The organism is Bradyrhizobium sp. HKCCYLS3077, from assembly GCF_051167555.1.
Lineage (GTDB): Bacteria > Pseudomonadota > Alphaproteobacteria > Rhizobiales > Xanthobacteraceae > Bradyrhizobium.
Map to the genome: position 1 here is coordinate 1 of NZ_JBNPTH010000015.1, position 24855 is coordinate 24855.

Consider the following 24855-nt stretch of genomic DNA (forward strand, 5'->3'; position numbering starts at 1 on the left):
GCGCCCTCGTTTCCGAGGACGCTGCGATCTCTCGCGGCCACCGCATCCCCGCCTCGCGTGTCGTGACGATCGCGCGCAACGCCCCTTGCAGTGAGGCGGGATGCGCGGAGATAAACATGAATTCCGGAAAAACGAAAGCGAAAAATCAGGCGCACGATCATCCATGCGGATTTCATTGACCGGATTGAGAAAAAGCTCGCGAAGCGATTGGGGGCGACGCGCCTGCAAACCGCTACAAACAACCTCAGCAACTCATCAGCACGTCGTCGGCACGAGTGATTTGCCCGTCGTGCCGGATCGGCAACAGCCTCCTTCTCACGGCCGACATGTCAGCGCCCGCGCGACGCAGCCGACAGCACCTCCTTCGCGGCCCGCGCGAGCTCCCTGGCCGCGTTTGCCAGATCTCGCGTGGCGAAGCCCGAATAGCCCAGGATGAATCCATCCGGCCCGCGCTGAACGATCCGCGCGTCCGACAGCAGCCGGCATTCGACGCCGGCGCGGTCGCGGATCAATCTCGCCGCGCCCTTCGGCGCTCCCGGCGGCAGGGTCGCCAACAGATGCAGCCCCTGCGATGGCGCGGCGAGCTGCAGGACGTCCCTGCCATGCCTGGCGAGCGCCTCGGCAACGGCGTCGCGCGCCTGGCGATAGCGCGGGCGCATGCGCCGCATATGGGCCGAGATGACGCCATCGGCCATCAGGTCCGCCAGCGCATCCTGCATGAACACCGGCGGAAAACGGTCCTGCGCCGCGCGCGCGCCGACGACCCGCGCGACCAGCGCGGGCGGCACCACGACGTAGCCGAGCCGCAGCCCGGCAAACAATGTCTTGCCGAAGGTGCCGAGATAGATCACGCGCTCGGCGCCGATGCCGGCGAGCGCGGTCAGCGGCGGGCCGGCAAAGCGATATTCGCTGTCGTAGTCGTCCTCGAAGATGTAGGCATCCGCCCTGCGCGCCCAATCGAGCAGCGCGATGCGCCGCGCCATGCTCATCGCGACGCCGGTCGGAAACTGATGCGAGGGCGTGACATAGGCCGCCCTCGCCTTTCGATCGGCGCTCTCGCCCGCGCTCACCACGATGCCCTCGCCGTCGACCGGCACGGGCACGAGCTTCGCGCCGGTCGTGCCCAACGTATGGCGCGAGGCGACATAGCCGGGATCCTCGAACCAGACGGCGTCGCCAGGCGCAAGCAGCGCATCGATGCACAGCCGCAGACCGTGCTGCGTGCCGCTGACGATCAGGATGCAACTGGGATCGCAGCGCACGCCGCGATTGGCAGCGAGATAGTGCGCGACCTGGGTGCGCAGATGCAGGCTTCCGCGCGGATCGCCGTAGCCGAGCTCGTCAGGCGCAGCCTGCGCGATCCGGCGCCTACTGGCCGCGGCGAGCCGCTTGAGCAGCGACGGATCGACCAAGGTGACACCGAGCGCGAAGGGTCGGCGCGCGGGAATGCGGATGTCCAGGTCGGCCGCCGGCGCAGCCGCCTGCGGCGCGGGCAGCTCGGCCGCGACATAGGTGCCGGCGCCATGCCGCGGCTCGACCAGGCCATCGGACAGCAGCGCCTCGTAGGCGGCGACGATCGCGTTGCGGCGGACGCCGAGCTGTTCGGCGAGGCCGCGTGACGAGGGCAGCCGCAGGCCGGGTGCGAGCAGCCCGTCGACGATGGCGGAGCGCAGGGCCGCGTGCACCTGCTGCGACTGACCGCGAATGGCGCGGTCGAGCCGGATCGGCAGCGCCAGCACGACGTTGCGGCGGCGCGAAGTGGTTGCTGACTTTGGCATCGAAGTGGAACTCCCGGCAACCACTTTGCCATGGCATGACCTCGCCGCAAACAGGAGACTGACGATGTCCGAGCCGACTGCGGCGAGCTATCCGATCGACGAGACCAACCGCGTGAAGCGGCGTCACGACCGCGGCCACTACGATCATGCGACGGTTCACGCGCTGCTCGATTCCGCCGCACTGTGCCACGTCGCCTATGTCATCGACGGCCAGCCTTATTGTACGCCGACGCTGTACTGGCGCGAGGGCACCACGCTGTATTGGCACGGGTCGAGCGCCAGCCGCATGCTGCGCAACCTGTCCGAGGGGGAGCCGGCCTGCCTCACCGTCACCCATCTCGACAGCCTGGTGCTGGCGCGCTGCGGCTTCAATCACTCGGCCGACTACCGCTCGGTGATGGCGTTCGGCCATGCCAGGCTGATCGAGGATCTGGCGGAGAAGGAGCGCGCCCTGGTGATGATGGTCGACCGCTTCTTCCCCGGCCGCACGGCGACCTTGCGTCCGAGCACGGCGCAGGAGATCAAGGCCACCGCGGTCGTGGCGATGGAGATCGAGAAAGCGTCGGCGAAGATCCGCAGCAAGGGTCTGGCCGATGACGAGGAGGACTACGCCTTCCCGACCTATGCCGAGCGCATTCCCGTGCGCACCGTGCTCGGCGCGCCCGAGCCGTGCGACCGGCTGCTGCCCGGGGTCACACGGCCGGCCACCCTCGCCGGCTTCAGCGCCGGCCGGCTGCTGGATGAGGCGCTGACGGAGGCGTATGCGATGAGCTATCCGGCGGGGTAGTTCGCCTTCTTCCATGATTGCGCGCAGCGCTGCTCCAGAGCGACGCAGTGCCGTGCAGCCCTGGATTGCTTCGTCGCTCCGCTCCTCGCAATGACGCTTGGGGCGCGTTGTGTGCCACAAATCAGCGTCATCGCCCGGCTCGACCGGGCGATCCAGTACGCCGAGACGGCTGTGATGGCATCGATGGGCCGCTGCGTACTGGATACCCCGCTTTCGCGGGGTATGACAGCGGTACTCTGAGGCGCAGCTAGCGCTCCTCGCCGCCATCGCGAGCGACAGCGAAGCGATCCAGGGGCCGTACGAGAGCTCTGGATGGCTTCGCAATCGCCCCTGCGCGGGCAACGAGACGGTTGGAAAGCCTACCGCTCGATCATCCTGTTCCAGCGTGTATTCCACTCGGGGCGCTTGGCGTTGATGACATCCCAATCCAGCGTGATCGCGGTCTTCATGTAGGTGTGGAAGGTGGCGAGCTTCTGCTCGGCGGCCGGCGTCGTGGCCTTTGCCAGGGTGTTGGACGGCACGATGTTGCCGGCCGCGAGCGCCTTGGCCTGGGCCTCCGGCGACAGCAGATAGGCGGCGAGCTTCTGCGCCAATTCGGCGTCCGGATTGTTGGCGATCACGCATTGCGCGACCATCAGCACGACCGAGCCTTCCTTCGGCTGCGCATACTCCACCGCGATGCCCTTCTCCTTCAGGGTCGACACCGCGGTCGGCGTCAGCGGGAAGATCGCGGCTTCGCCGGTCTGCACCATTTCGGAGATCTTCGCCGAGTTCGGGATGTATTCGAGCACGTTCTTGCCGATCGTATCCGGGAAGGCCTTGAAGCCCGGCTCGACATTGGCCTCGCTGCCGCCCTTGATGCGGTTGAACATCAGGAAGGCGTGCAGGCCGAAGGTCGAGACCGAGGCTGACTGGAACACGACCTTGTCCTTGAATTTGGGATCAGCGAGATCGAGCCAGGATGTCGGCGCCGGCCAGCCCTTCTCGTCGAACAGCTTCTTGTCGTAGGCGAGCCCCGTCATGCCGATGTCGATGCCGGCGGCGATGTCGTCCTTCAGCCGCGCGAACGGCTCGAGCTGGTTCAGCGCCTCGCTCGGCTTCAGCTTCTCGCACAGGCCGAGGCCGGCGGCGCGAATCATCACGCCGTCGTCGAGAAACATCACATGCATCTGCGGCTTGTCTTTCGCTGCGATCGCCTTGGCGAGGATTTCCGACGACGTGCCGGGCACGACGACGATCTTGACGTCGTTGGCCTTCTCGAAATCCGGAAACACCGCCTGCGTGTAGGTGCGCTCGAAATTGCCGCCGTTCATGCCGACATAGAGCGTCTTGGTTTCGGCGTGCGCGAGTGATGTGGCGAGCATCAGCGCGAAGGCCGGGCCGAGCGCGGCGCGGGCGTGGATCATGGCAGATCTCCTTATCCTGTCGTCGTTGGAGAGGGAGCACCGCCCGGCTGCGATGCGGGTGAGAAACGGGTGATCGAAAACGGCGCGATCGGCGTCGAGGTCTCGCCATCGCGCACCAGCTCAGCGAGCACTTCGCCGACACCCGGCGCGATCTGGAAGCCGGCGCCGGAGAAGCCGAAGGCGTGGATCAGGCCCGGCGTCGTGGCGCTCGGCCCGATCACCGGGTTGCGGTCGGGCATCGTCGCCTCGGTGCCGCTCCAGAACCTGATCGCCTGGGCATGGCGCAACGGGCCGAACAGCTCGCTGGCGCGCTGCATGATCGTGAGCGCGCCGTCGCTGCGCGGGCGCGAATAGTCGGGATCGGCGAGCGGCGCGGCGCGCTCGCCGCCGACGACGACGTTGCCGCGCGCGACCTGGCGCGCATAGATGCCGCCGCCCTCGATGCCGATGTTGACGGTGAGGAACGGATCGAGCGGCTCGGTCACGATCATCGATGGATAGGTGCGCTCCAGCGGCACGGTCTCGCCGAATGCAGCCGCAAAGCTGTCGGCCCAGGCGCCGGCACTGTTGATCAGCGTGCGCGAGGTGATGGCGACGCCCTCGGCCTCCAACGCGAAGCCGCCGCTCGTCGCCAAGGCGCCGATGACCCTGGTGTTCTCCAGCACCTCGGCGCCCGCGCGCCGCGCTGCCGCGGCAAACGCCGTGGAGACCAGCCGGGGATTGGCGTGACCATCACCGGGACAATGGGAGCCGCCGATGACATCGCCGCCGATGCCGAAGCGCTCGCTGAGCTGATTGTGGCCGACCAGTTCGAGATCGAGTCCGAAGGCTGCGACCTCGGCGGCGTAGCGCTCCAGGCTCGCCATGTCCTCTGGCGTCCGCGCCAGCTTGAGATGGCCCGAACGAAGAAATTCACCGTCGATGCCGATCAGCTGTTGCAGTCGCGGCCAGATCGCGTGCGAGCGCTGCGACAGCGGCAGTTGCTCGGGCGGGCGGCCTTGCCGGCGGACGCCGCCATAGTTCACGCCGCTCGCCTGCGCGCCGCAAAAGCCCTTGTCGAGTAGCGTAACCGAAAAACCCATGCCGCGCAGTGCCAGCGCCGCGGAGCTGCCGACGAGCCCGCCGCCGATGATCGCGACATCGCAGTCAATGCGCCGGGTCATGCTGCGTCTCGCTCGTCGCCAAAGTGACCGCCAAGGGGATCGGCTTGAGCGGCGCCTGCGCGCGCAAACGGCCGATCGCGCCGATGTCGCGCCGCGCCTGCGCCGCGAGCAGCTCGGCCGCAGCGGCGCCGCACATCCGGCCCTGGCAGCGGCCCATGCCGATGCGCGTGACGGCCTTCAACCGGTTCATCTCGGTCAATGCGAAGTCATCGATCGCGCGCCGCGCCTCCCCGGCGCTGATCTCCTCGCAGCGGCAGAGCAGCGTGGCATCGGGGATGCCGTCGGCCCAGTGCGATGGAAACGGAAATGCGGCTTCGAGCGCGTCGCGCAGACGATCGATTGTCGCGAGCTTGCGTTCGAGTTCGGCGGCCCGCGCGGCGTCATGCGGCAGACCACGATCTTCGAGCAGCGCCAGCGCGGCACGTTCGCCGGCGGCCTCCGCCGCGTCGGCGCCGGCGATGCGTGCGCAGTCGCCGGCGAGATAAACACCCGTCACGCTGCTGCGGCCGCTGGGATCGCGCATTGGCAGATGCGCGCGGTCGCGGGGATCGAAGCGAAAGGCGCAGCCGGCGAGATCCGCGGCCTGCGTCTCCGAACGCAGGTTAAGGCCATAGCCTACGCCGTCGCAGGCGATGGACTGCTCACGTCCGCCTGACCGATAGAGGATGCGTGCAACCCGGCGCTCGCCTTCGATGCGCAGATCGGAGACGCCGAGTTGCACGCGCGTGCCGCGCAGCGCCAGCTCCGCCGCCATGCGTATGCCGCGCAGCACGAGATCAGGCGCCAGTGGCAGCGCCCGCAGCAGATTGAGTTTTGCCGACAACGGTGCCGCGTCGAGCACGGCCGCGACCTCGACGCCGGCCTTCATGTATTGCCAGGCGACGAGATAGAGCAGCGGGCCGGCCCCCGCGAACACCACGCGACGGCCGATCGCGCAGCCCTGCGCCTTCAGCGCGATCTGCGCGCCGCCCAGCGTGAACACGCCGGGCAAGGTCCAGCCGGGAACCGGCAGCACCCGATCGGTCGCGCCTGAGGCGAGGATCAGGCCGTCGTAGCTCACGCGATGATTGACGCCGTCGCGGAGCACGTCGGCTGCGCCGTCACGCAGATTCCACAACAGCGTGTTCGGCCGGTAGTCGACATCGTGACCGAGCGCCGCGAAATCGCGATGCAGCCGCGCCGCCTTCGCGGCATCCGAGCCGTAGCGCGCGCGGTCATCGCGGCCGTCGGGCGCGAGCGGCTGGCGATAGATCTGGCCGCCGCTGGCATGGCCCTCGTCGATCACGATCGGCCGCAGACCGGCGGCGGCCAGCGAGATCGCAGCGCGGATGCCGGCCGGGCCGGCGCCGAGGATCAAGGGCAGTGCGCGTTCAGCCATGTCCGCGCCCCCGCTGTGTAACGATGTGCATGCCCTCGGTGAGCGGAGTCGTGCAGGCGCGCAGCCGCTCGCCGCTGTCGAGTTGTACCCAGCAATCCTGACAGGCGCCCATCTGGCAGAAGCCGGCGCGGGGCGCGCCAGAGAACTCGCTGTGGCGCAGCCGCTCGCCGTGGCAGAGCACGGCGGTCAGCACGGTGTCGCCGGCGCGGCCCTCGCAGGGCACGCCGTCGATGGTGAAGAAGATCACCGGGCTGTCGGTCCGGACGAGGCGATGCAGCAGCGGCATGGTGTCAGCCTTGGCCCACGAGAATCTTGTCGAGGCCGAAGATGCGGTCGAGCAGCAGCATCGCCGCCGCCGTGACCGCAATCATCAGCGCCGAGACCGCGGCCATCATCGGATCGATCGATTCTGTCGCGTACATGTACATGCGCACCGGCAGGGTGACGGTGGCCGGCGAGGTGATGAAGATCGACATCGTGAGCTCGTCGAAGGAATTGATGAAGGCGAGCAGCCAGCCGCCGGTGATGCCGGGCAGGATCATCGGCACGGTGATGCGACGGAACACGATCCAGCTGGATGCGCCGAGCGTCACGGCCGCCTGCTCGGCGCTGCGGTCGAGGCCGGAGAGCGCGGCCAGCACGAGGCGCAGCACGTAAGGGGTGATGACGACGATGTGGCCCGCCGTCAGCCACAATAGGCTGCCGGTGGCGCTGAGCAGCGCGAACAGCCGCAGCAGCGCGACGCCGAGCACGAGATGCGGGATCATCAGCGGCGACAGGAACAATGCGTTCAGCGCGGCGCGGCCGCGGAAGTCGTAGCGGTCGAGCGCGAGCCCGGCGGCGACCGCGAGCACCACCGCAATTGTCGCCGCTATCGCTGCGACCCACAGACTGTTGAGGAAGGAGGCGACGAAGTCCGGATGAGCGAAGACGGCCGTGAACCAACGCAACGAAAATTGAGTCGTCGGCAAGGTCAGCGTATTGGCGGGCGTGAAGGCGACGAGGCAGATCACGATGAGCGGCGCCAGCACGAAGGCGACGACGAGGGTATGAAAGAGCAAGGCGATCGGACCGTTGCGGTGCACGCTGATCACCCCAACGTCCGTCGCGCGCGGGCTTCGACCACGCGCTGATAGGCCAGCATGATGACGAGGTTGATGACCAGCACGAGAATCGCGATGGCCGCGCCGAGCGGCCAGTTCAGCTCGTGCATGTACTCGTCATAGACCAGGGTGGCCGCCATCTTCAGCCGGCGGCCGCCGAGCAGCGCGGGGATCGCGAAGGCCGAGGCCGACAGGCCGAATACGACGAGGCTGCCGGACAGCAGGCCCATCCTCACCTGCGGCAGCACCACGCGGCGCAGCGCGGTGAAGCGGGAGGCGCCGAGCGTCCAGGCAGCGGCTTCGACCATCGGATCGAGCTTCTGCAGCGAGGTCCAGACCGGGATCACCATGAACGGCAGCATGACGTGGACCAGCGCGATCACGATCGCGGTCTCGGTGTAGAGGATCTTGACAGTGCCGAGGCCGAGCGCGCGGAACGCCTCGTTGACGAGGCCTGTGGGGCCGAGCAGCATGCTCCAGCCGAAGGCGCGCACCACCACCGACACCAAGAGCGGGCCGATGATCGCGAGCAGGAAGATCGAGCGCCAGGGCTCGCGCATGCGCGACAGGATGTAGGCCTCAGGCGCGCCGATCACGGCGCAGATCAGGGTCGTCAGCGCCGCGAGCCGCAAGGTGCGCCAGAAAATGTTGAGGAAGTAGCTGTCCGAGAGAATGGTCGCGTAGTGCGCCAGCGTCGTCTCGTCCTTCACGCCGGTCGCCGTGTCGTAGACGTGGAACGACAGGATCAAGGTGAGCACGAGCGGCACGACGACGAGCGCCGTGAACAGCAGGGCGCCGGGCGCGGCGAGCAGCCAGGGTGTCGTGCCGGCGCGCGCGCTGCTCATGCCGGCCGCGCTCCATCAGGCTTGGCGGCCCTTGCGCTGGATTTGCTCCAATCCAACCCGACCGGATCGCCCTCGCGCGCCGGCTCCTCGCCGGCATTGGGCAGAGACACACCGATCAGTCCGGCATCGGTCTCGATGGTGAAGAACCACGCGCTGCCGAGGAAGAATCGCGCCTTGACGCTGCCGTCGAGCACGCCGGCGCCGGGCGAAGTCAGTGCGATCTTCTCCGGCCGGATCGCCAGCACGGCGGCAGCGCCATCGGCGAGTCCCGCGCCATCGCACGGCAGCACGCGGCCATTGCTTTCGATGCCGCTGTGACGCCAGACGCCGGGCAGCCGGTTCATCTTGCCGACGAAGGAGGAGATGAACGGCGTCGCCGGGCTTTCATACAGGCGATAGGGCGCGTCGACCTGCATGATGCGGCCCTGCTCCATCACGACCACCCTGTCGCTCATCGACAGCGCCTCGCCCTGGTCGTGCGTGACCATGATCGTGGTGGTGCCGACGCGCTGCTGGATGCCGCGCAGCTCGAACTGCATCTCCTCGCGCAGCTTGGCGTCGAGGTTGGACAAGGGCTCGTCGAGCAGCAGGACCGGCGGATCGATCACCAGCGCGCGCGCCACCGCGACGCGCTGGCGCTGCCCGCCGGAGAGCTGGCGGGGATAACGGTCAGCGAGCGCGGCGAGTTGCACCAGCGCCAGCGCCTGCCTGACACGCGTGTCGCGCTCGGCCCGCGGCACCTTGCGCATCTCGAGTCCGAACGAGACGTTCTGCGCCACCGTCATGTGCGGAAACAGCGCGTAGCTCTGGAATACGATGCCGAGGCCGCGGCGGTCAGGCTTCTCATGCGTGATGTCGCGGCCGTCGAGCGTGATGCGGCCAGCGCTCGGCTCGACCAGGCCGGCGATCATCTGCAGCGTCGTGGTCTTGCCGCAGCCGGAGGGACCGAGCAGCGAGATGAACTCGCCCTTGGCGATATGGAGAGTGACGTCGCTGACCGCAGCGGCCTCGCCGTAGCGCTTCGTCAGACCGTCCAGCGTCAGGAAACCCATGAATCCTCGCGCGGGAGGCTCCCTGCCATTGCCCGGGAGAGTGGCCGCCCTGGGCGGATTTCACGTCGGACGGCGGCTCATCGTCAATCATGAATTCCGACATCCTGAATTTATCTCGTCTGAATTCTGCTATATGAAATCCTGAACCGCTTCTTCCTTCCCACTTTTTGCCAAGGCCGATGACGACCGCCGATACCGACACCACATCCAGCCTGCGACGGGCTTTGAGATTGCTGCGCGTGCTCGCCGAGGGCGATCCCGACGGGCTGCGGCTGAAGGACATCGCCGAGGCCGCCGGCTGCAGCCAGCCGACCGCGCATCGCATGCTGCAGGACCTCGCTGCCGAGGGCTTTGCCGAGCAGGCCGCGGGCAAGCGCTATCGCCTCGCGCTCGACTTCTATGTGATCGCGGCGCGCGCCGGCCAGGCCAGCGGCCTGCGCGATGCCGCGCGGCCGGCGCTGCTGCGGCTGTCCGCGACCTTGAGCGACACGATCTTCCTGCTGGTGCGTAACGGCTTCGACGCGGTCTGCCTCGACCGCGTCGAAGGCCCGTTTCCGATCCGCTCCTTCACCGGCGACATCGGCGGCAAGGTGCCGCTCGGCCTCGGCCAGGGCAGCCTCGCCATTCTCGCCAATCTGCCGGAGGACGAGCAGGAGGCGGTGATCCGCTTCAACATCCCCCGCCTGCTCGATCGCGGCTTCCTCGACGAAGCGTCGCTGCGCAGCGCGCTGGCGCAGGCGCGCATGCAGGGCTGGGTCAACACCAGCACCGGCCTCATTCCCGGCATGGCCGGCGTCGGCGTGCCCGTACTCAATGCGCAGGGGCGCGCGGTGGCGGCGCTCAGTGTCGGCACGTTGGCGGAGCGGCTGAATGCGGATCGGCTGCCGCATGTCGTGAAGATCCTGCAGAGCGAGGCGCAGGCGCTGGCGAGCAAGCTAAACCCGTTCGACATCGCGCTGCGCTATCCGTCGCGGAGCCTGAGCACGATCGGCGGGAGTTAGTTGCTTTGCATCCCCTAGCAACGTCATTCCGGGGCAAGGCCGCAGGCCTTGAACCCGGAATCCTGATATTGGCTTGCGTTCGTTTTCACCAACCTCGGGATTCCGGGTTCAATCGCGCACACGCAAGCGTGTGCACGATTGCCCCGGAATGACGGCGGGTGGCTTGGGACGGCGCTGCTGTTAGCAGCGTTCAGGTCACCCACTCCGCGCGGATGCCACGCGGCGCGTCTCTGCTTTCGGGCTCGCGCCACGAGAAGCTGAACAACCCGTTCGGCTCGACCTGCTCCAATTCAGCGCGAACGATGTCGCGCGCGATCACGACGATGAAGGGCGCCGGCGGATTGTCGGCCGTGAGTTGCCGCGGTGGCGAGAACACCGTGCCGACGCTCTCCACCAGCAGCGGCCGTGGCGCCTCGGGCACCTTCACCAGACCCTTGATGCGCAGCAGGCGCTCGCCGAGGCGACCGGCGACGTTGTCAAGCCAGCCGGCGAGATCGGCGTATGCGATGTCGGTAAGCGGACGGACGAGGCAGAGCGCAAGGCGCGGATGCGCGGCGGCCAAAGCGGGCGCGATTCCGCGCAACGGCGGTGCTGATGACAACGGCGCAAAGGCGGCGGAGACGGCTACGGCACGATCCGCATCGACGATGGCCTCTGCCACCGGATTGAGCTGCGCGATCGCAACCGGCGCGTCGATCAGAGCGCTAGCCGCAAGATCCGCCTTGGTCGCGACGATGCGATGCGCCGCCGCCCATTGCGCCGCGGCTTCCTCGAACGTCGCAACCGCAAGCCCGCGGGTGAGATCGTAGGTCGCAACGACGGCGACGCGCATGCGGTGCTCGGCTAAGGTCGCGAGCTGACGCAGCACCGGCCCGGGCATCGACAGGCCGGAGGTCTCCAGGATGATCCTACGCAACGGTGGCAGGCCGTCCGGGCGCGGCGCCATGATCAGGCGGTCGATGGTGAAGGCGAGATCGCTGCCGACCTGGCAGCAGACGCAGCCGTTCGACAGCATCGCCATCGGCACGTCGTCGCCGCTCTCGCGCAGCAGCACGCCGTCGAGCCCGACCTCGCCGGCCTCGTTCACGATGATGGCGGTGTCGGACGCGGTCTCCGCGCTCAGCACGTCGCGGAGCAGCGTCGTCTTGCCCGAGCCGAGGAAGCCGGTCAGGACGAAAAAGTCGATGACGCCGGCGCTCATGGCGCCGCGGCGTCCTTGGTGACGTATTTCTCCGGCACGTCGCTCTCCCAGCTGGCCTTCACCAGCTCACGCACGTCGGCGAGCAGCTCCTCGGTGTCGTAGATGATGCCGTCCTTGATGGTGTATTTCAGGCCGCGATGCCATTCGACGGCGTTGGTCGCGTCGTTGAAGCGCATCGCGCCGGTGCCGTAGAGCAGCTTGAAGTCGGTCAGCGGGTTGTGGTCGTGCACCAGCAGGTCGGCGCGCATCCCGACATCGACTGTGCCGATCTCGTTCTCCAGGCCGCACAGCGCGGCCCCCTGCGAGGTCGCGGAGCGGAGCACCTCGAGCGGATGGAAGCCGGCCTCCTGCAACAGCTCCAATTCGCGGACATAGCCGAAGCCGAAGATCTGGTAGATGAAGCCGGAATCCGAGCCGGTGCAGACGCGGCCGCCGCGGTTCTTGTACTCGTTGATGAAGGCCATCCAGAGCCGGTAGTTCTCCTTCCACTCGATCTCGTTCTGGGTCGACCAGCGATACCAGTACGAGCCGTGACCGCCGCGTTGCGGGGTGAAGTAGTCCCACATCGATTTCCAGGTGTATTCCTTGTGCCAATAGGCCCGGCGCGCCCGCATCAGGTCGCGGTTGGCGTCGTAGATCGTGAACGTCGGCACGAAGGTGAAGCCGATCTCCAAAAACTGCTCCAGCACCTCGTTCCACTTGGCCGAGCCAGGCTCGGCGCCCTGCCGGAACATCTGGCCCGAGACGGAGAAGCGGAAATATTCGTCGGTGTAGTTGTAGTCGAGCGGAAAGTTCTGGATGACCCGATCCTCGAACAGCGCCTCCGGCAGGCCATAATAGTGCTCAGCACTGGTCAGGCCCCACTTCGCCGTGGTCAGCGCATTCATGCGCGACACCGCCATCTGGGCGTGGTGGCAGCCGGTGCGCAGGCCGATCTGTTTGCACTCGTCGAGCGCGGCTTCCATGATCGCCGGCGGCGCGCCGAAGAACTTGATGCCGTCAGCGCCGCGCTGCTTGACCTGACGCAACCACTCCCGCCCCTGCTCCGGCGTGTAGATGGTCTTGACCATGTCGTTGACGGCCGGGAAGTAGGCGTAGGCGAGCAGCCGCGGCGCGGCGATCGTATTGTTCGCGGCGCGCTCTTTCTGGTCGAGCATCCAGGACAGGCCGTTCATGGAGCCCATCTCGCGCACCGTGGTCACGCCATGCGCCAGCCAGAGCTTGTAGACGTAGTCGACCGGTGGCACCCAGCCATTGGCGGAGTGATAGGCGACGCCGGCATGGGCGTGGCAGTCGACGAAGCCCGGCGTGACCCATTTGCCGCGGCAGTCGATCTCGTGATCGGCCGGCTCGCCGGTGTTGCCGGCATAGCCGTAGCCGACGACCTTCTTGATGCTGACGATGCGGCCATTCTCGACGATGATGTCCACGGGACCGATCGGCGGCGCGCCGGTGCCGTCGATCACGGTGGCGCTGCGCAGCGCCAGCCGCTTGAACGGCCCAATGCCGCGATCCCGCGTCGTCGCCTTCGGCACGATCGGCGCCGCACCCTTGTTCCGGATGAAGGCGAGCTCATCGCCCGGCAGTGTGGCTTGGTCGGTCATGCCATTGTTGTCCTTCTTATTCCTAACTACGAGCCAAGCACGCGGTACGCTCCCTCTCCCCGTCCTTCACGGGGAGAGGGTTGGGGTGAGGGGCCGCCGCACGGAGAGTGTATGCGGTGAGACCTGTACCCCCTCACCCGGATTGCATCTGGCGATGCAATCCGACCTCTCCCCGCAAGCGGGGCGAGGTTGCACCGCGTCCGCGGCGAAGCCTTCGCCCCACTCATTTCGTACCTCATCCCGTCCGATACTTCCGCGCGAACGCGACGCTGCCGAACACCGTGAACGCCATGGTCACCGCGAGCAGCATGAAGGCGAGCGCGGCGCCCATCGGCCAGTTGTTGCCGCGCACGAACTGATCGTACACCGCAGGCGCCATCATCTTGAATCGCGGGCCGCCGAGAAGCACCGCCGTTGCATAGGTGTTCATGCACAAAACGAACACCAGGATCGAGCCGGCGGCGACGCCGGGGCCGGACAGCGGAAGGATGACCCGCCAGAACACGCGCGCGCCGGACGCGCCGAGATTGGCGGCGGCATATTCCATATCGCGCGGAATGCTCTCGATGACGGCCGAGAGCGTCAGGATCATGTAGGGCAGCACCACCGCGATGATGCCGATGATGACCGCCTTGGTGGTGAACATGATCTCGAGCGGCGCCGAGATCAGGCCGAGCTTGAGCAGGCTCGTGTTGACGAGGCCGTCACGCGCGAACAGCGCCATCCACCCGGCCGAGCGCACGACATTGCCGACCAAAAGCGGGAACAGGGTCGCGATCACGACCAGGCTCTTCCAGCGGCTCTCCATACGGCCGAGCCAGTAGGCCGCCGGAAACGCCAGGATCAGGGTCAGCAGGGTGCACAGCAGCGCGATGCCCAGCGTCGCCAGGATGATCTGCTGGTAGTACGGATCGGTCGCGGCCTTGATGTAGTTGTCCGGCGACAGCGCCTGCACCATCAGCTGGGTCGGGCTGAACTGGTTGAGCGAGATCCGGAACATCAGGATCATCGGCCCGATCAGCAGCGCCAGGACCAGGAGACAGGCAGGGACGATCAGCAGCGCCATCGCGCGAGCTCCGATTGCAGATGAGCAGCCGAACGGCCGCGTGCCCCTGCGGCCCAGGCCGCAGGGGCGATCAAGGCAAGGCTCAGGCCTTGAACTCCTTGTTCCAGAAGTCGAGCGTGCGCTGCGACCGCCCGGCGGCATAGGCGTAGTCCGGCTTCAGCAGCCGCGCGCGCTCGGCCTCGGTCAGGCTGACCTGCTTGGCGAGATCCTCCGGCAGCGGCGCGTCGGTGACGGTCGGAACATAGCCCATTTTGTCGGCGAACCCGCCCTGCGCCTTGGCGTCGAGCATCGCGTCAAGATAGGCGAAGCCGCCGGCCTTGTTCTTGGCGTTCTTCGGCACCGAGGCCTGGAACACGATCGCAGGCGTGCCTTCCTTCGGCACCACATGGGCGAGCGGAATGCCGGACTTCTTCCACATGAAGCCGCGCGCGAGCCACATCGTGGTGATCCACACCTCCTCCGACTTCAGCGCCGCCGCCAACGCCTCGTTCGAGGGATAGATCTTCACGTCGAGCGAGCGCCATTCCATCAGCTTCTTCTCGGCCGGATCGAGATTGCTGACGCCGCCGCCGCCGGCGAGCGCCGCGGCCAGCGTGTTGTTGGGATAGAGGATGTCGGCGAGACCGATCTTGCCGCGCCATTTCGGATCCCAGAGGTCGGCGAAGGATTGCGGCGGCGTCTTCACCTGGTTGGTGTTGTAGAGGATGACCTGCGCCGAATAGATGTGCGGGATCGCGATCTCGCTTCTGAGCTCCGGGAACACCTTGTCGAGCCGCTTCACCTGGGCCGCGTCGATCTTCTCGAACACGTCGGACTGCGAGACGATGTAGGCGTCGTTGTCGGACAGGCAGGAGACGTCCATCGAGCCGCGGCGGCTCTGCCGCTCGGCGAGCAGCTTGGTCTTGCGCGGATCGGCATTCGCGACGTCCTGCACGATCTCGAAGCCCTTGGGCGTCATGATCGGCTTGTCGATGATGTCCGAGAGCAACTGGCCGTAGTCACCGCCCCAGGTGCCGACCACGACCTGTCCCCCTTCGGCGCGGGCGGTCGGCATGCCGGAGGCCAGCGCGGCGACACCGGCGCTGGCAGAGAGAAAATGACGTCGCGAAATCATGGGAGAACCTCTCGCTTGGGATGAACGTTTCTACTTGGATGTTTGCGGCACGAGACGCGGGACCTTGCGGTCCCATTGCAGCGACACGGCATCATTGGGCTTGAGCGCGGCCAGCGGCTCGCCGGCATCGGGCGTCGGCCTCACGGCGACCAGCGTCTCGTCGCCGAGCGCCACCACATATTCGGTCTGCGCGCCCATATAGGTGATCGCCTGGACGCGGCCGCGCACCTCGCCGGAGTCGCCGGGCACGATACCAATCCGCTCCGGGCGCAGCGCGAAAGCGTCGGCATCATCGCGCTCGCCCGTGATGACATCGACCGGCAGCAGCAGGCCGCCGCTGGTACGGAACTCGCTCTCATTCGCGCGGCGGCCAGTCAGGATGTTGCAGCGGCCGACGAAGTCGGCGACGAACGCATCGACCGGCGAATCATAAAGCGCTTGCGGCGTGCCGATCTGGCGCACGCGGCCGCCCTCCATGACCACGAGGCGGTCGGCCATCGTCAGCGCCTCCTCGCGATCATGCGTCACCATCAGCGTGGTCAGGCCGAGCCGCTGCTGCAGGGCGCGGATCTCCAGCCGCACCTCGGCGCGCAGCTTGGCATCGAGGTTCGACAAGGGCTCGTCGAGCAGGAAGATGCGCGGATTGATCACCAGCGCGCGCGCCAGCGCCACGCGCTGCTGCTGTCCGCCGGACAATTGCCGCGGCAGCCGGTCGGCGAGATGCGACAGCCGCACCAGCTTCAGCGCCTCGTCGATCTTCGTCTTGCGCTCGGCCGCATTGAGGCCGCGCATCTCCAGGCCGAAGCCGACATTGTCGGCCGCGCTCATATGCGGAAACAGCGCGTAGGACTGGAACACCATGCCGGTGGCGCGCTTGTAGGCCGGCAGCTGCGTGACGTCCTCGCGGTCGAACAGCACGCGACCGCTGGTCGGCGGCAGGAAGCCCGCGACCATGCGCAACGTCGTCGTCTTGCCGCAGCCGGAGGGGCCGAGCAGCGCGACCAGCTCGCCCTGGTTGACCGAGAGATCGAGGCCCTCGACGCCGATCGACGTGCCGAAGCGCTTGGTGAGCTTCTCCAGAATGAGCTGCGCCATCATACCACCCGCGACAGTTTAACGAAGCGGTCGGTGATCACCATCAGCAGCCCGACCAGCGTGATCTGCACGGTGGCGACGGCGGCGAGCGTCGGATCGATGCGAAATTCGAGATAGTTGAGCATGGCCACAGGAAGCGTGATCCGTCCGGGGCCGACCAGCAGCATCGACAGATCGAGATTTTCAAAACTCTGGATGAAGGAGAACATCGCGGCGGCGACGATCCCCGAGCGCATCATCGGCAGCGTGATGCGGCGGAACACGGTCAGCGGGCTGGCGCCGAGATTGGCGGCGGCCTCTTCGGCGGCACGGTCCAGCCCCTGCAGGCTGGCGACGACCAGCCGGACGGTCCACGGGATGGCTAGCAGCGTATGCGCCGCGACGAGGCCCTCCGTCGTCGCCTTGATGTCGCGGTCGAGCAGGTCCTCGGCCAGCACGTAGAACATGTAGAGCCCGGAACCGGCGACCACGCCGGGCACCGCGAGCGGTGCCAGCAGGAACGATGACAGCGCCTGCCGGCCGCGGAATTCGCCGCGCACGATCGCGAGCGCCGCGGCGGTGCCGAGGGGCACGCCGATCGCGGTCGCGAGCAGCGCCACCTGGAAACTGGTACCGAGGCCACGTAAGAATTCCGGCTTGCCCAGCGCGTTCGCGTACCATTTCAGCGACAGCCCCGAGGGCGGGAAGCTGACGATCTCCTGGGCGAAGAAGCTGGTCATCACGATCATGACGACCGGCGCGAAGATGATGGCGTAAGCGACGACGATCAGTGTCCGCACTGCGAATTGGCCAAAAGACAGTTGTCCCGTAAAACGGAACAGCATTGCAGACACCTCAACAAACAAAGGGCAGGTTGCGCGGCGGCATCGTAGTCGGCAGCTCCGCGCCCGCCAAGCCCGAGAGGCGGCTTATCGCAATGCACATGTGCATGGGCGAGCCGGCATGCGGTGCCACGATCCTGACGCGTGAGTCGCCATCCGCTCCATCTCGGCGTTAGCGCTGCAAGCAATTTCCGATTTGCAGAATTTCATCTGCCGCCGTCCCGGAGACCGCTCCCGAGCAGCAGCCATTCCGCAGAGGCGTCGTTTTGGGCAACCGCTGCTCAATTCTTGCACCGGCGCGATCCAATTTTTTGTGCGCCCAGGGACAAGTCATGCGCGCGGGCGCGCACCTAAGCTTCGTCTCAAGCTTGGACCGGGGCGACGGCACCCATGCACCGCCGGACCAGCGCGACATCATCGTTCGAAGGAGCTGGCAACATGCAGACGAAGCTATTCACTGGAGCGCGGCGCGCGTGGCTTGCCGCGCTCGGCGCCATCATCGCGGTGGGGCTTCTCGCCCCCATCGACGCGCAGGCGGCGACGCCGGCGGGCTGCGCGGCGCTGAAGGAGAAATATCCGGACTGGAAGGGCAAGACGCTGGTCAACGCCATCAACCCGCATACGCCGGGCTATGAGTCGATCGATCCGAAAGATCCGAGCAAATATGTCGGCTTCGACATCGATCTCGGCGAGGCGATCGGCGACTGCCTCGGCTTCAAGCTGACCTACAAGGCGGTGACCTTCGCCGCTCTGCTGACGACGCTCGCAAGCGGCCAGGCCGACATCGTGATTTCCGACATCTATGCCACCAAGGAGCGCGCCAAGGCCGCCGACTTCATCACCTATTCCAAGGTGTTCGACGGCGTGCTGGTCGCCAAGGGCAATCCGAAGGGCATCAACGGCATCAACATGTCGATGTGCGGCGCGGCCGCGGCCGAGAACACCGGCTATGTCGAGGTGCCGCTGATCCAGGATCTCGCGCCGAAATGCAAGGAAGCCGGCAAGCCTGAGCCGACGATCCAGCTCTACGACAACAACGCCAACTGCATCCAGGCGATCCTGGCGGGCCGTGCCGACACCTATGTCAACGACGTCAACACCGTCGACCAGGCGGTGAAGGCCTATCCGGACAAGCTGGAGAAGGCGATCGCCGTGACCATCCCCTATTCGGTCGGCATCGCCGTGCCGAAGGACAAGCCGAAGTTCCGCGACGCCGTGCTGGCCGCCCTGATCGAGGTGCAGAAGGAAGGCATCCACCAGGAGCTACTGAAGAAGTGGCAGCTCGATCCGGCAAACTTCAAGGAGCCGGATATTCTCACGGCGGACTAATAGGCATCTCCTGAGAGCAAGACTGCGTCGACACGCGGCGGTGCGCTCCCTCTCCCCGTCCTTCACGGGGAGAGGGTTGGGGTGAGGGGCAGCCGCACGGGAAGTGTTCCTCGTGAGACCTGTACCCCCTCACCCGGATTGCATCTAGCGATGCAATCCGACCTCTCCCCGCAAGCGGGGAGAGGTGAAGACCGCCGCTGCCGCACGACGCGACTCGTAGGGTGGGCAAAGCGAAGCGTGCCCACCGTCTTTCTTCCGCACCACCGCGGTGGGCACGGCGCGTCGCGCCTTTGCCCACCCTACGAATCTACGCACCTCGCAGGCCGACCGCTCATGTCCCTTTTCCTGCACTATCTCAGCATGCCGTACCTGCTGCAGGGCATCGAGCTGACTCTGCAGGTCACCGCGCTCGGCCTGGTCGGCGGACTGATCCTTGGCCTGGTCCTCGCCGCGATGCAGCTCAGCCGGTTCTGGCCACTGTCTGTGATCGCGCGCGGCTACACGGTGATCTTCCGCGGCACGCCGTTGATCCTGCAGATGGTGTTCGCCTACGATGCCCTGCCGCATATCGGCATCAAGCTGCCGGCGGTGCTGGCGGCCGGCCTTGCGCTCGCCTGCAACGAGGCGCCGTTCATTGCCGAGATGCTGCGCTCCGGCGTGCTCGGCGTCGATCGCGGCCAGTTGCTCGCGGGCCAGGCGCTCGGCATGACGCCGGGTGTGCTGATGCGCCGGATCATCGCGCCGCAGGCGATCCGCACCATGATCCCCGCCTTCGGCAACGAGGCGGTCAGCGCGCTGAAGAACTCCTCGCTCGCTTCCGTGATTGCCGTACAGGAGCTGACGCTGCGCTCGACGCAGCTCGCCTCCTCCACCTTCGATTTCTTCTCGATCTTCTTCGCCTCCGGCCTGCTGTATCTCGGCCTGACGGGCGCGATCAGCGTCATCCAGCTCGCGCTGGAACGGCTTTTTGATCTCGATCGCACGGCGAAGCAGCGCAAGCTTGCGGATTATCTGCCGTGGCGTCGCGTTGACCTCGCGACCAAGCTGGAGCTTGCGGACAAGACAGCGCCCGCCGTCGAGGCCGCTGCGCTCGAACCCGCGGAACTGAAGGAAACGCCGCCGCTTGCCCTCTCGATCGAGGACCGTGCGCGGCGCGCCGCGACGATCGCCCGCAACAACGTCGCCGTCGAAGTCAAGGATCTGCGCAAGGCCTATCACGGCAACAAGGTGCTCGACGGGCTCGATCTCACCGTGCGTATCGGCGAAGTCATCGCGCTGCTCGGTCCCTCCGGCTCCGGCAAGAGCACCCTGCTCCGCTGCATCAATCATCTGGAGAACTGGGATGCCGGCGAGATCCGTGTCGGCGGCCGCAAGCTCGGTTTCGACGACAAGGGCCGCAAGCTGTCGCCGCGCGCGGTCGCCAATGAGCGCGCCAATGTCGGCGTCGGCATGGTGTTCCAGCAGTTCAATCTGTTCGCGCACCTCACCGCCAAGGAGAACATCGCCGGTCCCTTGCGCTGGGTGCATGGTCTTGGCCGTTTCGAGGCGGAGCGGCGTGCCCTCGAGCTGCTGGAGCGCGTGGGCCTCTCGCATCGCGCCGATGCGCTGCCACGGCATCTCTCCGGCGGCCAGCAGCAGCGCGTCGCAATCGCCCGCGCGCTGGCGCCGAACCCGAGCGTGCTGCTCTTGGATGAGCCGACTTCGGCGCTCGACCCCGAGCTGGTCAACGAAGTGCTGGAGGTGATCCGCCGCCTCGCCATCGATGACGGGCTGACCATGATCATCTCGACGCATCAGATCCGCTTCGCCGACGAGGTCGCCGACCGCGTTGCCTTCCTCAATGGCGGCGTCATCCTCGAACAGGGGCCTGCCCACGAGGTGCTGACCAATCCGCGCCATCCGCTGACCGCGCGCTTCCTCTCGGTGATGGAGGCCGAGCGGCCGAAGGACGCGGTCGCATGAGATTGTTGTTCCCAGCGAGCACGCGGCCATCCTTCGAGACGCCCGCCTGCGGCGGGCTCCTCAGGATGAGGTCTGAGGGTGCGGCGCGCTCACTCTCTCCCCTCATGGTGAGGGGGCGCGCAGCGCCGTCTCGAACCATGAGGCCCCATCCGTCTCGATCACATCGCAACGATCTCTGAGCAAAGAGGCCCTCGCATGAAGCACCATCTGCTGCCGGTGTCCAACAAGACCGTCCATTGGGGCTATTTCTCCAAGGTGGTGACGCCCGCGCTCACCTTGCGCTCCGGCGACCGCGCCACGATCGAGACGCTGACGCATCACGCCAATGACGATTACGAGCGCATGATCAAGGACGACCCCGGCGCCGAGAGCGTGTTTAAATGGACGAGGGAACATAAAGCCGTCGCGCGGCGCGGCTCGGGGCCGACCGAGGGGCCGTTCATCCGCGGCTCGGGCGAAGGCATCGGCGTGCACCTGCTCACCGGCCCCGTCGCGATCGAAGGCGCCGAGCCCGGCGACGTGCTCGAGGTGCGCATCCTCGACATCCGGCCGCGGCCGAGCCAATGCGGCTGCCACGCCGGCAAATGCTTCGGCTCCAACGCCGCCGCCAATTGGGGCTTTCACTATCACGATCTGATCGAGGAGCCGAAGCCGCGCGAGGTCGTGACCATCTTCGAGCTGGACACCGCGGGCGAGCCGTTCGCCAAGGCCGTCTACAACTATGTCTGGACGCCGCAGACCGATCCTGACGGCATCGTGCATCCGACGATCGACTATCCCGGCGTGCCGGTCGATCATAGGACGATCAGGAAGCGCGAGAACATCCTGCCGAACGTGAAGGTGCCGGCGCGGCTGCATTTCGGCACCATGGGGCTGGCGCCGTCCGAGGCGGACTACGTGTCCTCGATCCCGCCGAGCTACACCGGCGGCAACATCGACGACTGGCGCATCGGCAAGGGCGCGCGGATGTATTATCCGGTCGCCGTGCCCGGCGCCTATTTCTCGGTCGGCGATCCCCACGCGGCGCAGGGCGACAGCGAGCTCGGCGGCACCGCGATCGAGACCTCGCTGACCGGCGACTTCGAATTCATCCTCCACAAGAAGAACGATCTCGCCGGCACCTCGCTCGAAGGCCTGACGCATCCGCTGCTGGAGACCAATGAGGCCTGGTCGGTCTACGGCTTCACCTATCCGAACTACCTCTCCGAGCTCGGCGCCGACGCCCAGACCGAGATCGCCAACCACTCCAGCCTCGACCGCGCCATGCGCGACGCCTTCCGCAAGCTCCGCCGCTTCCTGATGACGGTGCATCATCTCAGCGAGGACGAGGCGATCTCGCTGATGTCCGTCGGCGCGGATTTCGGGGTGACGCAGGTGGTGGATGCGAATTGGGGCGTGCACGGCACGATCCGGAAGAACGTCTTCCGGTGTGATTGATGACGATGTGACGCAAGCTCTTTCGCCCACGGCGGTGCGCTCCCTCTCCCGCTTGCGGGGGAGGGTTGGGGTGGGGGCGCCCCAAGTGACACTGCCGCCGGGGACCCCCACCCCTAACCCCTCCCCGCAAGGGGGAGGGGAACGGACCGTGCATGTGGCAACAGCGCCGATCAGCAAAAACACTTGAGAACAGCACTGAGCACCACCCGCAGCCGATCCACCGTCAAGCTCATCTGGCACGGGGGTTGCTTCGCATTCCCCGACCCGGGGCGTGCCATGAGTTTCCGTCCGTTCACCAGCGAATCCTATGCGCAGGGCGAGCGCCCCGAGGCGTGGCGCGATGTGCTGAATTCGGTCGGGCTGCAGCCTGCCGCGAAGTCGCCGTTCGATGACGGGCACGCGACCGCCTCGAATCGCAGCGCGCCGGGCGTTGCACTGTCGCGGCTGTCGGCGGGCGCGCAGGCCATCGCTGCGGTTCCGCAGCTCCAGGAGGACCTGCCGATCGCGCTGCTCGCGATCGAGGATGGCGCCGTGCTCCGTTGCGGCGACGCGCATCGCATCATCCCGTCCGGCCATCTCATCCTGCTGCCGCGCACGGGCGATTGGAGCCTTGCCTTCCAGCGCGACCTGCGCGCGATCGTGCTGTCGGTCACATCGGCCGCCCTGCACGGCCGCATCAGCGGCAGGCTGAAATTCGCCAAGCCCCAGGTGATCGCGCCAAGCGGGCTCGCCGACGTGGTCTGCCGCACCATGGAGGCGACCGCGCGGACCCTCGATACCCTGAGTGACGCCGAATGGAGCACGGTGGCGCAGAGCCTGCTCGATCTCCTGCTGACGCTCGCGCATCAGCAGGCGGTGCCGACCTCCGAGGCCGGCAGCAGCGCGACCCAGGCGGCGATCCTGCACCGGATCTGCCAGGCGATCGAGCGCCGGCTCGAAGACGCCGAGCTGACGCCCACGCGCGTCGCCCAGGCGGAAGGCATCTCCGAGCGCTATCTGCAAAAGCTGTTCGAGAGCGCCGGCGACAACTACACGCATTACGTCAAGGAACGGCGGCTGCAGCGCGCCTGGGCCGATCTCTCCAATCCGGCCGAGGCGCATCGCTCGATCTCCGAGATCGCCTATCGCTACGGCTTTGCCGACTCGGCCCATTTCAGCCGCAGCTTCCGCGCCCGCTTCGGCCTGTCGCCGCGCGAGTTCCGGCAGCAGAAGGCCGAGCAGGCGGTGACCTCCGTGGCGCCGCGCGGCCAGCGCGGCTGGCCGCAGGATGCGCTGGCGCAGCAGCGCGGCTGCCAGGCGCAGGCCTCCCTGAAGAGCAGCACCGCCCTGCCCGCGCCGGCCAACGACCGGGATGCACAACAGCGGCATCATCATCTCGCTGTATCGGCCGAGCGCGTGCATTGGGGCTATTTCAGCCGCTCGCTGCCGCCCCAGCTCGAGATCGCGTCCGGCGACACGATCACCGTGGAGACACTGACCCAGCACGCCTCCGATGATCCGGAGCTGATGATCGCAGGCGATGACGGCGCGCTCAGCGTGTTCGGCTGGAGCAAGACCAGCAAGAACGTCGACCGCCGCGGCGCAGGCCCGATGGACGCCAGCGTGTTCGGCCGCGGCGCCGGCGAGGGCTTTGGCGTGCACATCTGCACCGGCCCGGTGGCGATCAAGGATGCTCAGCCCGGGGACGTGCTGGAGGTGCGCATCCTCGACATCGTGCCGCGGCCGAGCCGGAGCCCGAAACACAGGGGACGCGTGTTCGGCTCCAGCGTCGCGGCGTGGTGGGGCTATCACTACAATGAGCTGATCTCAGCGCCGGCTCCGCGCGAGGCGGTGACGATCTACGAGATTTTCGCCGACGCCCCCGCGCCGCATGCGCGCGCGCTCTACTCCTATCGCTGGGAGCCGCAGACCGATCCGTCCGGCGTGGTGCATGCGACCTACGACTATCCCGGCGTGCCCGTCGCGCCCGACAGCATCAAGCGACGCCACGGCGTGCTCGACAACATCCGCATTCCCTTGCGGCCACATTTCGGCGTCATCGCGGTGGCGCCGCGCGAGGTCGACTTCGTGGATTCGATTCCGCCGTCCTATTTCGGCGGCAATCTCGACAATTGGCGGCTCGGCAAGGGATCGACGGTGTATCTGCCAATCGCGGTGCCCGGCGCGCTGCTATCGGTCGGCGATCCCCATGCGACCCAGGGCGACGGCGAACTCGGAGGCACCGCGATCGAATGCTCGATGACCGGAACGTTCCAGGTCATCCTCCACAAGAAGTCGCAGCTCGCGGGCAAACCCTTTGCCGATCTCAGCTATCCCCTGATCGAAACCGAAACCGATTGGGTGCTGACCGGCTTCAGCCATCCGAACTATCTGGCCGAGTTCGGTGCGCAGGGCCAGAGCGAGGTCTACGCGAAGTCGTCGCTCGACCTCGCGATGAAGGACGCGTTTCGCAAGATGCGCCGCTTCCTCATGCACATCAAAGGGCTCAGCGAGGACGAGGCGGTGGCGCTGATGTCGGCTGCGGTGGATTTCGGCGTCACGCAGGTGGTCGACGGCAATTGGGGCGTCCACGCGATCCTCAGCAAGCGGCTGTTCGAGGATGCGGATTGAGTTGACTCCGCCAGCTCCCAGACCTCCGTCATTGCGAGCGAAGCGGTAACTACCCAGGTCGCCGCTCTGTCAAGCAAGGCGGATTGTATGGATGAGCTGTGTT

At 66.9% G+C, this 24855-nt stretch carries 20 protein-coding genes; 6 read left to right on the forward strand and 14 right to left on the reverse strand.

Annotation, left to right across the window (positions count from 1 at the left end; translation table 11 throughout):
• Positions 1 to 329 precede the first annotated feature (329 nt).
• Positions 330 to 1778: a PLP-dependent aminotransferase family protein gene (locus tag ACQR0Z_RS34830; protein WP_434921664.1), complete on the reverse strand. Its 1449-nt coding sequence runs from the start codon at positions 1776 to 1778 to the stop codon at positions 330 to 332.
• Positions 1779 to 1842: 64 nt separating this feature from the next.
• On the opposite strand from ACQR0Z_RS34830, the gene ACQR0Z_RS34835 reads away from it, so the two are divergent.
• On the forward strand, positions 1843 to 2565 hold the full coding sequence (locus ACQR0Z_RS34835) for a pyridoxamine 5'-phosphate oxidase family protein (protein ID WP_434921665.1): 723 nt from the start codon (positions 1843 to 1845) through the stop codon (positions 2563 to 2565).
• 359 nt (positions 2566 to 2924) lie between these two features.
• On the opposite strand, the gene ACQR0Z_RS34840 is transcribed toward ACQR0Z_RS34835, so the two are convergent.
• Genes ACQR0Z_RS34840 through ACQR0Z_RS34870 form a run of 7 tightly spaced genes read right to left on the reverse strand, consistent with a single transcriptional unit; the run spans position 2925 to position 9512 of the window.
• Positions 2925 to 3971, reverse strand: coding sequence for a polyamine ABC transporter substrate-binding protein (locus tag ACQR0Z_RS34840; RefSeq protein ID WP_434921666.1), 1047 nt, complete (start codon positions 3969 to 3971; stop codon positions 2925 to 2927).
• 11 nt (positions 3972 to 3982) lie between these two features.
• Positions 3983 to 5134, reverse strand: a complete 1152-nt coding sequence (locus ACQR0Z_RS34845; RefSeq protein ID WP_434921667.1) for an NAD(P)/FAD-dependent oxidoreductase — start codon at positions 5132 to 5134, stop codon at positions 3983 to 3985.
• Positions 5118 to 6512, reverse strand: a complete 1395-nt coding sequence (locus tag ACQR0Z_RS34850) for an FAD-dependent oxidoreductase (protein ID WP_434921668.1) — start codon at positions 6510 to 6512, stop codon at positions 5118 to 5120. Before ACQR0Z_RS34850 ends, ACQR0Z_RS34845 begins: the two co-directional genes overlap by 17 nt.
• Complete coding sequence (locus tag ACQR0Z_RS34855; RefSeq protein WP_434921669.1) at positions 6505 to 6798, reverse strand: (2Fe-2S)-binding protein; 294 nt, start codon at positions 6796 to 6798, stop codon at positions 6505 to 6507. Before ACQR0Z_RS34855 ends, ACQR0Z_RS34850 begins: the two co-directional genes overlap by 8 nt.
• 4 nt (positions 6799 to 6802) lie before the next feature.
• A complete protein-coding gene (locus ACQR0Z_RS34860) occupies positions 6803 to 7606 on the reverse strand; it encodes an ABC transporter permease (RefSeq protein WP_434921670.1) in 804 nt (267 codons plus the stop codon).
• Positions 7603 to 8460 carry an ABC transporter permease gene (locus tag ACQR0Z_RS34865; protein WP_434921671.1) on the reverse strand — a complete coding sequence of 286 codons (858 nt, stop codon included), beginning with the start codon at positions 8458 to 8460 and terminating at the stop codon, positions 7603 to 7605. The genes ACQR0Z_RS34860 and ACQR0Z_RS34865 overlap by 4 nt, the downstream gene beginning before the upstream one ends.
• Positions 8457 to 9512, reverse strand: coding sequence for an ABC transporter ATP-binding protein (locus tag ACQR0Z_RS34870; RefSeq protein ID WP_434921672.1), 1056 nt, complete (start codon positions 9510 to 9512; stop codon positions 8457 to 8459). Before ACQR0Z_RS34870 ends, ACQR0Z_RS34865 begins: the two co-directional genes overlap by 4 nt.
• A gap of 179 nt (positions 9513 to 9691) precedes the next feature.
• On the opposite strand from ACQR0Z_RS34870, the gene ACQR0Z_RS34875 reads away from it, so the two are divergent.
• Positions 9692 to 10513 carry an IclR family transcriptional regulator gene (locus ACQR0Z_RS34875; protein ID WP_434921673.1) on the forward strand — a complete coding sequence of 274 codons (822 nt, stop codon included), beginning with the start codon at positions 9692 to 9694 and terminating at the stop codon, positions 10511 to 10513.
• Between the two features lie 190 nt (positions 10514 to 10703).
• Here the strand turns inward: ACQR0Z_RS34875 and ACQR0Z_RS34880 are convergent, their stop codons facing one another.
• The 6 genes from ACQR0Z_RS34880 to ACQR0Z_RS34905 all read right to left on the reverse strand — a co-directional run bounded on the left by ACQR0Z_RS34880 (position 10704) and on the right by ACQR0Z_RS34905 (position 17417).
• The gene (locus ACQR0Z_RS34880) at positions 10704 to 11714 is read right to left on the reverse strand and encodes a CobW family GTP-binding protein (RefSeq protein WP_434921674.1); all 1011 of its coding nucleotides are present in this window, start codon (positions 11712 to 11714) and stop codon (positions 10704 to 10706) included.
• Positions 11711 to 13318, reverse strand: a complete 1608-nt coding sequence (locus ACQR0Z_RS34885) for an amidohydrolase family protein (RefSeq protein WP_434921675.1) — start codon at positions 13316 to 13318, stop codon at positions 11711 to 11713. The genes ACQR0Z_RS34880 and ACQR0Z_RS34885 overlap by 4 nt, the downstream gene beginning before the upstream one ends.
• A gap of 235 nt (positions 13319 to 13553) precedes the next feature.
• Entirely contained in the window at positions 13554 to 14384 is an 831-nt protein-coding gene (locus ACQR0Z_RS34890) for an ABC transporter permease (RefSeq protein WP_434921676.1), read from the reverse strand.
• Between the two features lie 82 nt (positions 14385 to 14466).
• Positions 14467 to 15498 carry an ABC transporter substrate-binding protein gene (locus ACQR0Z_RS34895; RefSeq protein ID WP_434921677.1) on the reverse strand — a complete coding sequence of 344 codons (1032 nt, stop codon included), beginning with the start codon at positions 15496 to 15498 and terminating at the stop codon, positions 14467 to 14469.
• Positions 15499 to 15528: 30 nt separating this feature from the next.
• On the reverse strand, positions 15529 to 16593 hold the full coding sequence (locus tag ACQR0Z_RS34900; RefSeq protein WP_434921682.1) for an ABC transporter ATP-binding protein: 1065 nt from the start codon (positions 16591 to 16593) through the stop codon (positions 15529 to 15531).
• Positions 16593 to 17417 carry an ABC transporter permease gene (locus tag ACQR0Z_RS34905; protein WP_434877566.1) on the reverse strand — a complete coding sequence of 275 codons (825 nt, stop codon included), beginning with the start codon at positions 17415 to 17417 and terminating at the stop codon, positions 16593 to 16595. Before ACQR0Z_RS34905 ends, ACQR0Z_RS34900 begins: the two co-directional genes overlap by 1 nt.
• A 435-nt stretch (positions 17418 to 17852) precedes the next feature.
• On the opposite strand from ACQR0Z_RS34905, the gene ACQR0Z_RS34910 reads away from it, so the two are divergent.
• The 4 genes from ACQR0Z_RS34910 to ACQR0Z_RS34925 all read left to right on the forward strand — a co-directional run bounded on the left by ACQR0Z_RS34910 (position 17853) and on the right by ACQR0Z_RS34925 (position 24752).
• The gene (locus ACQR0Z_RS34910) at positions 17853 to 18743 is read left to right on the forward strand and encodes an ABC transporter substrate-binding protein (protein ID WP_434921678.1); all 891 of its coding nucleotides are present in this window, start codon (positions 17853 to 17855) and stop codon (positions 18741 to 18743) included.
• A gap of 333 nt (positions 18744 to 19076) precedes the next feature.
• Positions 19077 to 20705, forward strand: coding sequence for an amino acid ABC transporter permease/ATP-binding protein (locus tag ACQR0Z_RS34915; protein ID WP_434921679.1), 1629 nt, complete (start codon positions 19077 to 19079; stop codon positions 20703 to 20705).
• Between the two features lie 195 nt (positions 20706 to 20900).
• On the forward strand, positions 20901 to 22142 hold the full coding sequence (locus ACQR0Z_RS34920; protein WP_434921680.1) for an acetamidase/formamidase family protein: 1242 nt from the start codon (positions 20901 to 20903) through the stop codon (positions 22140 to 22142).
• A gap of 276 nt (positions 22143 to 22418) precedes the next feature.
• Positions 22419 to 24752: an acetamidase/formamidase family protein gene (locus tag ACQR0Z_RS34925; protein ID WP_434921681.1), complete on the forward strand. Its 2334-nt coding sequence runs from the start codon at positions 22419 to 22421 to the stop codon at positions 24750 to 24752.
• Positions 24753 to 24855: the final 103 nt, after the last annotated feature.

What these genes read in the sequence shown, in the direction of transcription:
- ACQR0Z_RS34830 (WP_434921664.1), bottom strand. Translation starts at nt 1,778, where the DNA reads ATGCCAAAGTCAGCAACCACTTCGCGCCGCCGCAACGTCGTGCTGGCG.
- ACQR0Z_RS34895 (WP_434921677.1), bottom strand. Translation starts at nt 15,498, where the DNA reads ATGATTTCGCGACGTCATTTTCTCTCTGCCAGCGCCGGTGTCGCCGCG.
- ACQR0Z_RS34845 (WP_434921667.1), bottom strand. Translation starts at nt 5,134, where the DNA reads ATGACCCGGCGCATTGACTGCGATGTCGCGATCATCGGCGGCGGGCTC.
- ACQR0Z_RS34880 (WP_434921674.1), bottom strand. Translation starts at nt 11,714, where the DNA reads ATGAGCGCCGGCGTCATCGACTTTTTCGTCCTGACCGGCTTCCTCGGC.
- ACQR0Z_RS34870 (WP_434921672.1), bottom strand. Translation starts at nt 9,512, where the DNA reads ATGGGTTTCCTGACGCTGGACGGTCTGACGAAGCGCTACGGCGAGGCC.
- ACQR0Z_RS34885 (WP_434921675.1), bottom strand. Translation starts at nt 13,318, where the DNA reads ATGACCGACCAAGCCACACTGCCGGGCGATGAGCTCGCCTTCATCCGG.
- ACQR0Z_RS34925 (WP_434921681.1), top strand. Translation starts at nt 22,419, where the DNA reads ATGAGTTTCCGTCCGTTCACCAGCGAATCCTATGCGCAGGGCGAGCGC.
- ACQR0Z_RS34890 (WP_434921676.1), bottom strand. Translation starts at nt 14,384, where the DNA reads ATGGCGCTGCTGATCGTCCCTGCCTGTCTCCTGGTCCTGGCGCTGCTG.
- ACQR0Z_RS34920 (WP_434921680.1), top strand. Translation starts at nt 20,901, where the DNA reads ATGAAGCACCATCTGCTGCCGGTGTCCAACAAGACCGTCCATTGGGGC.
- ACQR0Z_RS34875 (WP_434921673.1), top strand. Translation starts at nt 9,692, where the DNA reads ATGACGACCGCCGATACCGACACCACATCCAGCCTGCGACGGGCTTTG.
- ACQR0Z_RS34905 (WP_434877566.1), bottom strand. Translation starts at nt 17,417, where the DNA reads ATGCTGTTCCGTTTTACGGGACAACTGTCTTTTGGCCAATTCGCAGTG.
- ACQR0Z_RS34850 (WP_434921668.1), bottom strand. Translation starts at nt 6,512, where the DNA reads ATGGCTGAACGCGCACTGCCCTTGATCCTCGGCGCCGGCCCGGCCGGC.
- ACQR0Z_RS34865 (WP_434921671.1), bottom strand. Translation starts at nt 8,460, where the DNA reads ATGAGCAGCGCGCGCGCCGGCACGACACCCTGGCTGCTCGCCGCGCCC.
- ACQR0Z_RS34910 (WP_434921678.1), top strand. Translation starts at nt 17,853, where the DNA reads ATGCAGACGAAGCTATTCACTGGAGCGCGGCGCGCGTGGCTTGCCGCG.
- ACQR0Z_RS34915 (WP_434921679.1), top strand. Translation starts at nt 19,077, where the DNA reads ATGTCCCTTTTCCTGCACTATCTCAGCATGCCGTACCTGCTGCAGGGC.
- ACQR0Z_RS34855 (WP_434921669.1), bottom strand. Translation starts at nt 6,798, where the DNA reads ATGCCGCTGCTGCATCGCCTCGTCCGGACCGACAGCCCGGTGATCTTC.
- ACQR0Z_RS34900 (WP_434921682.1), bottom strand. Translation starts at nt 16,593, where the DNA reads ATGGCGCAGCTCATTCTGGAGAAGCTCACCAAGCGCTTCGGCACGTCG.
- ACQR0Z_RS34840 (WP_434921666.1), bottom strand. Translation starts at nt 3,971, where the DNA reads ATGATCCACGCCCGCGCCGCGCTCGGCCCGGCCTTCGCGCTGATGCTC.
- ACQR0Z_RS34835 (WP_434921665.1), top strand. Translation starts at nt 1,843, where the DNA reads ATGTCCGAGCCGACTGCGGCGAGCTATCCGATCGACGAGACCAACCGC.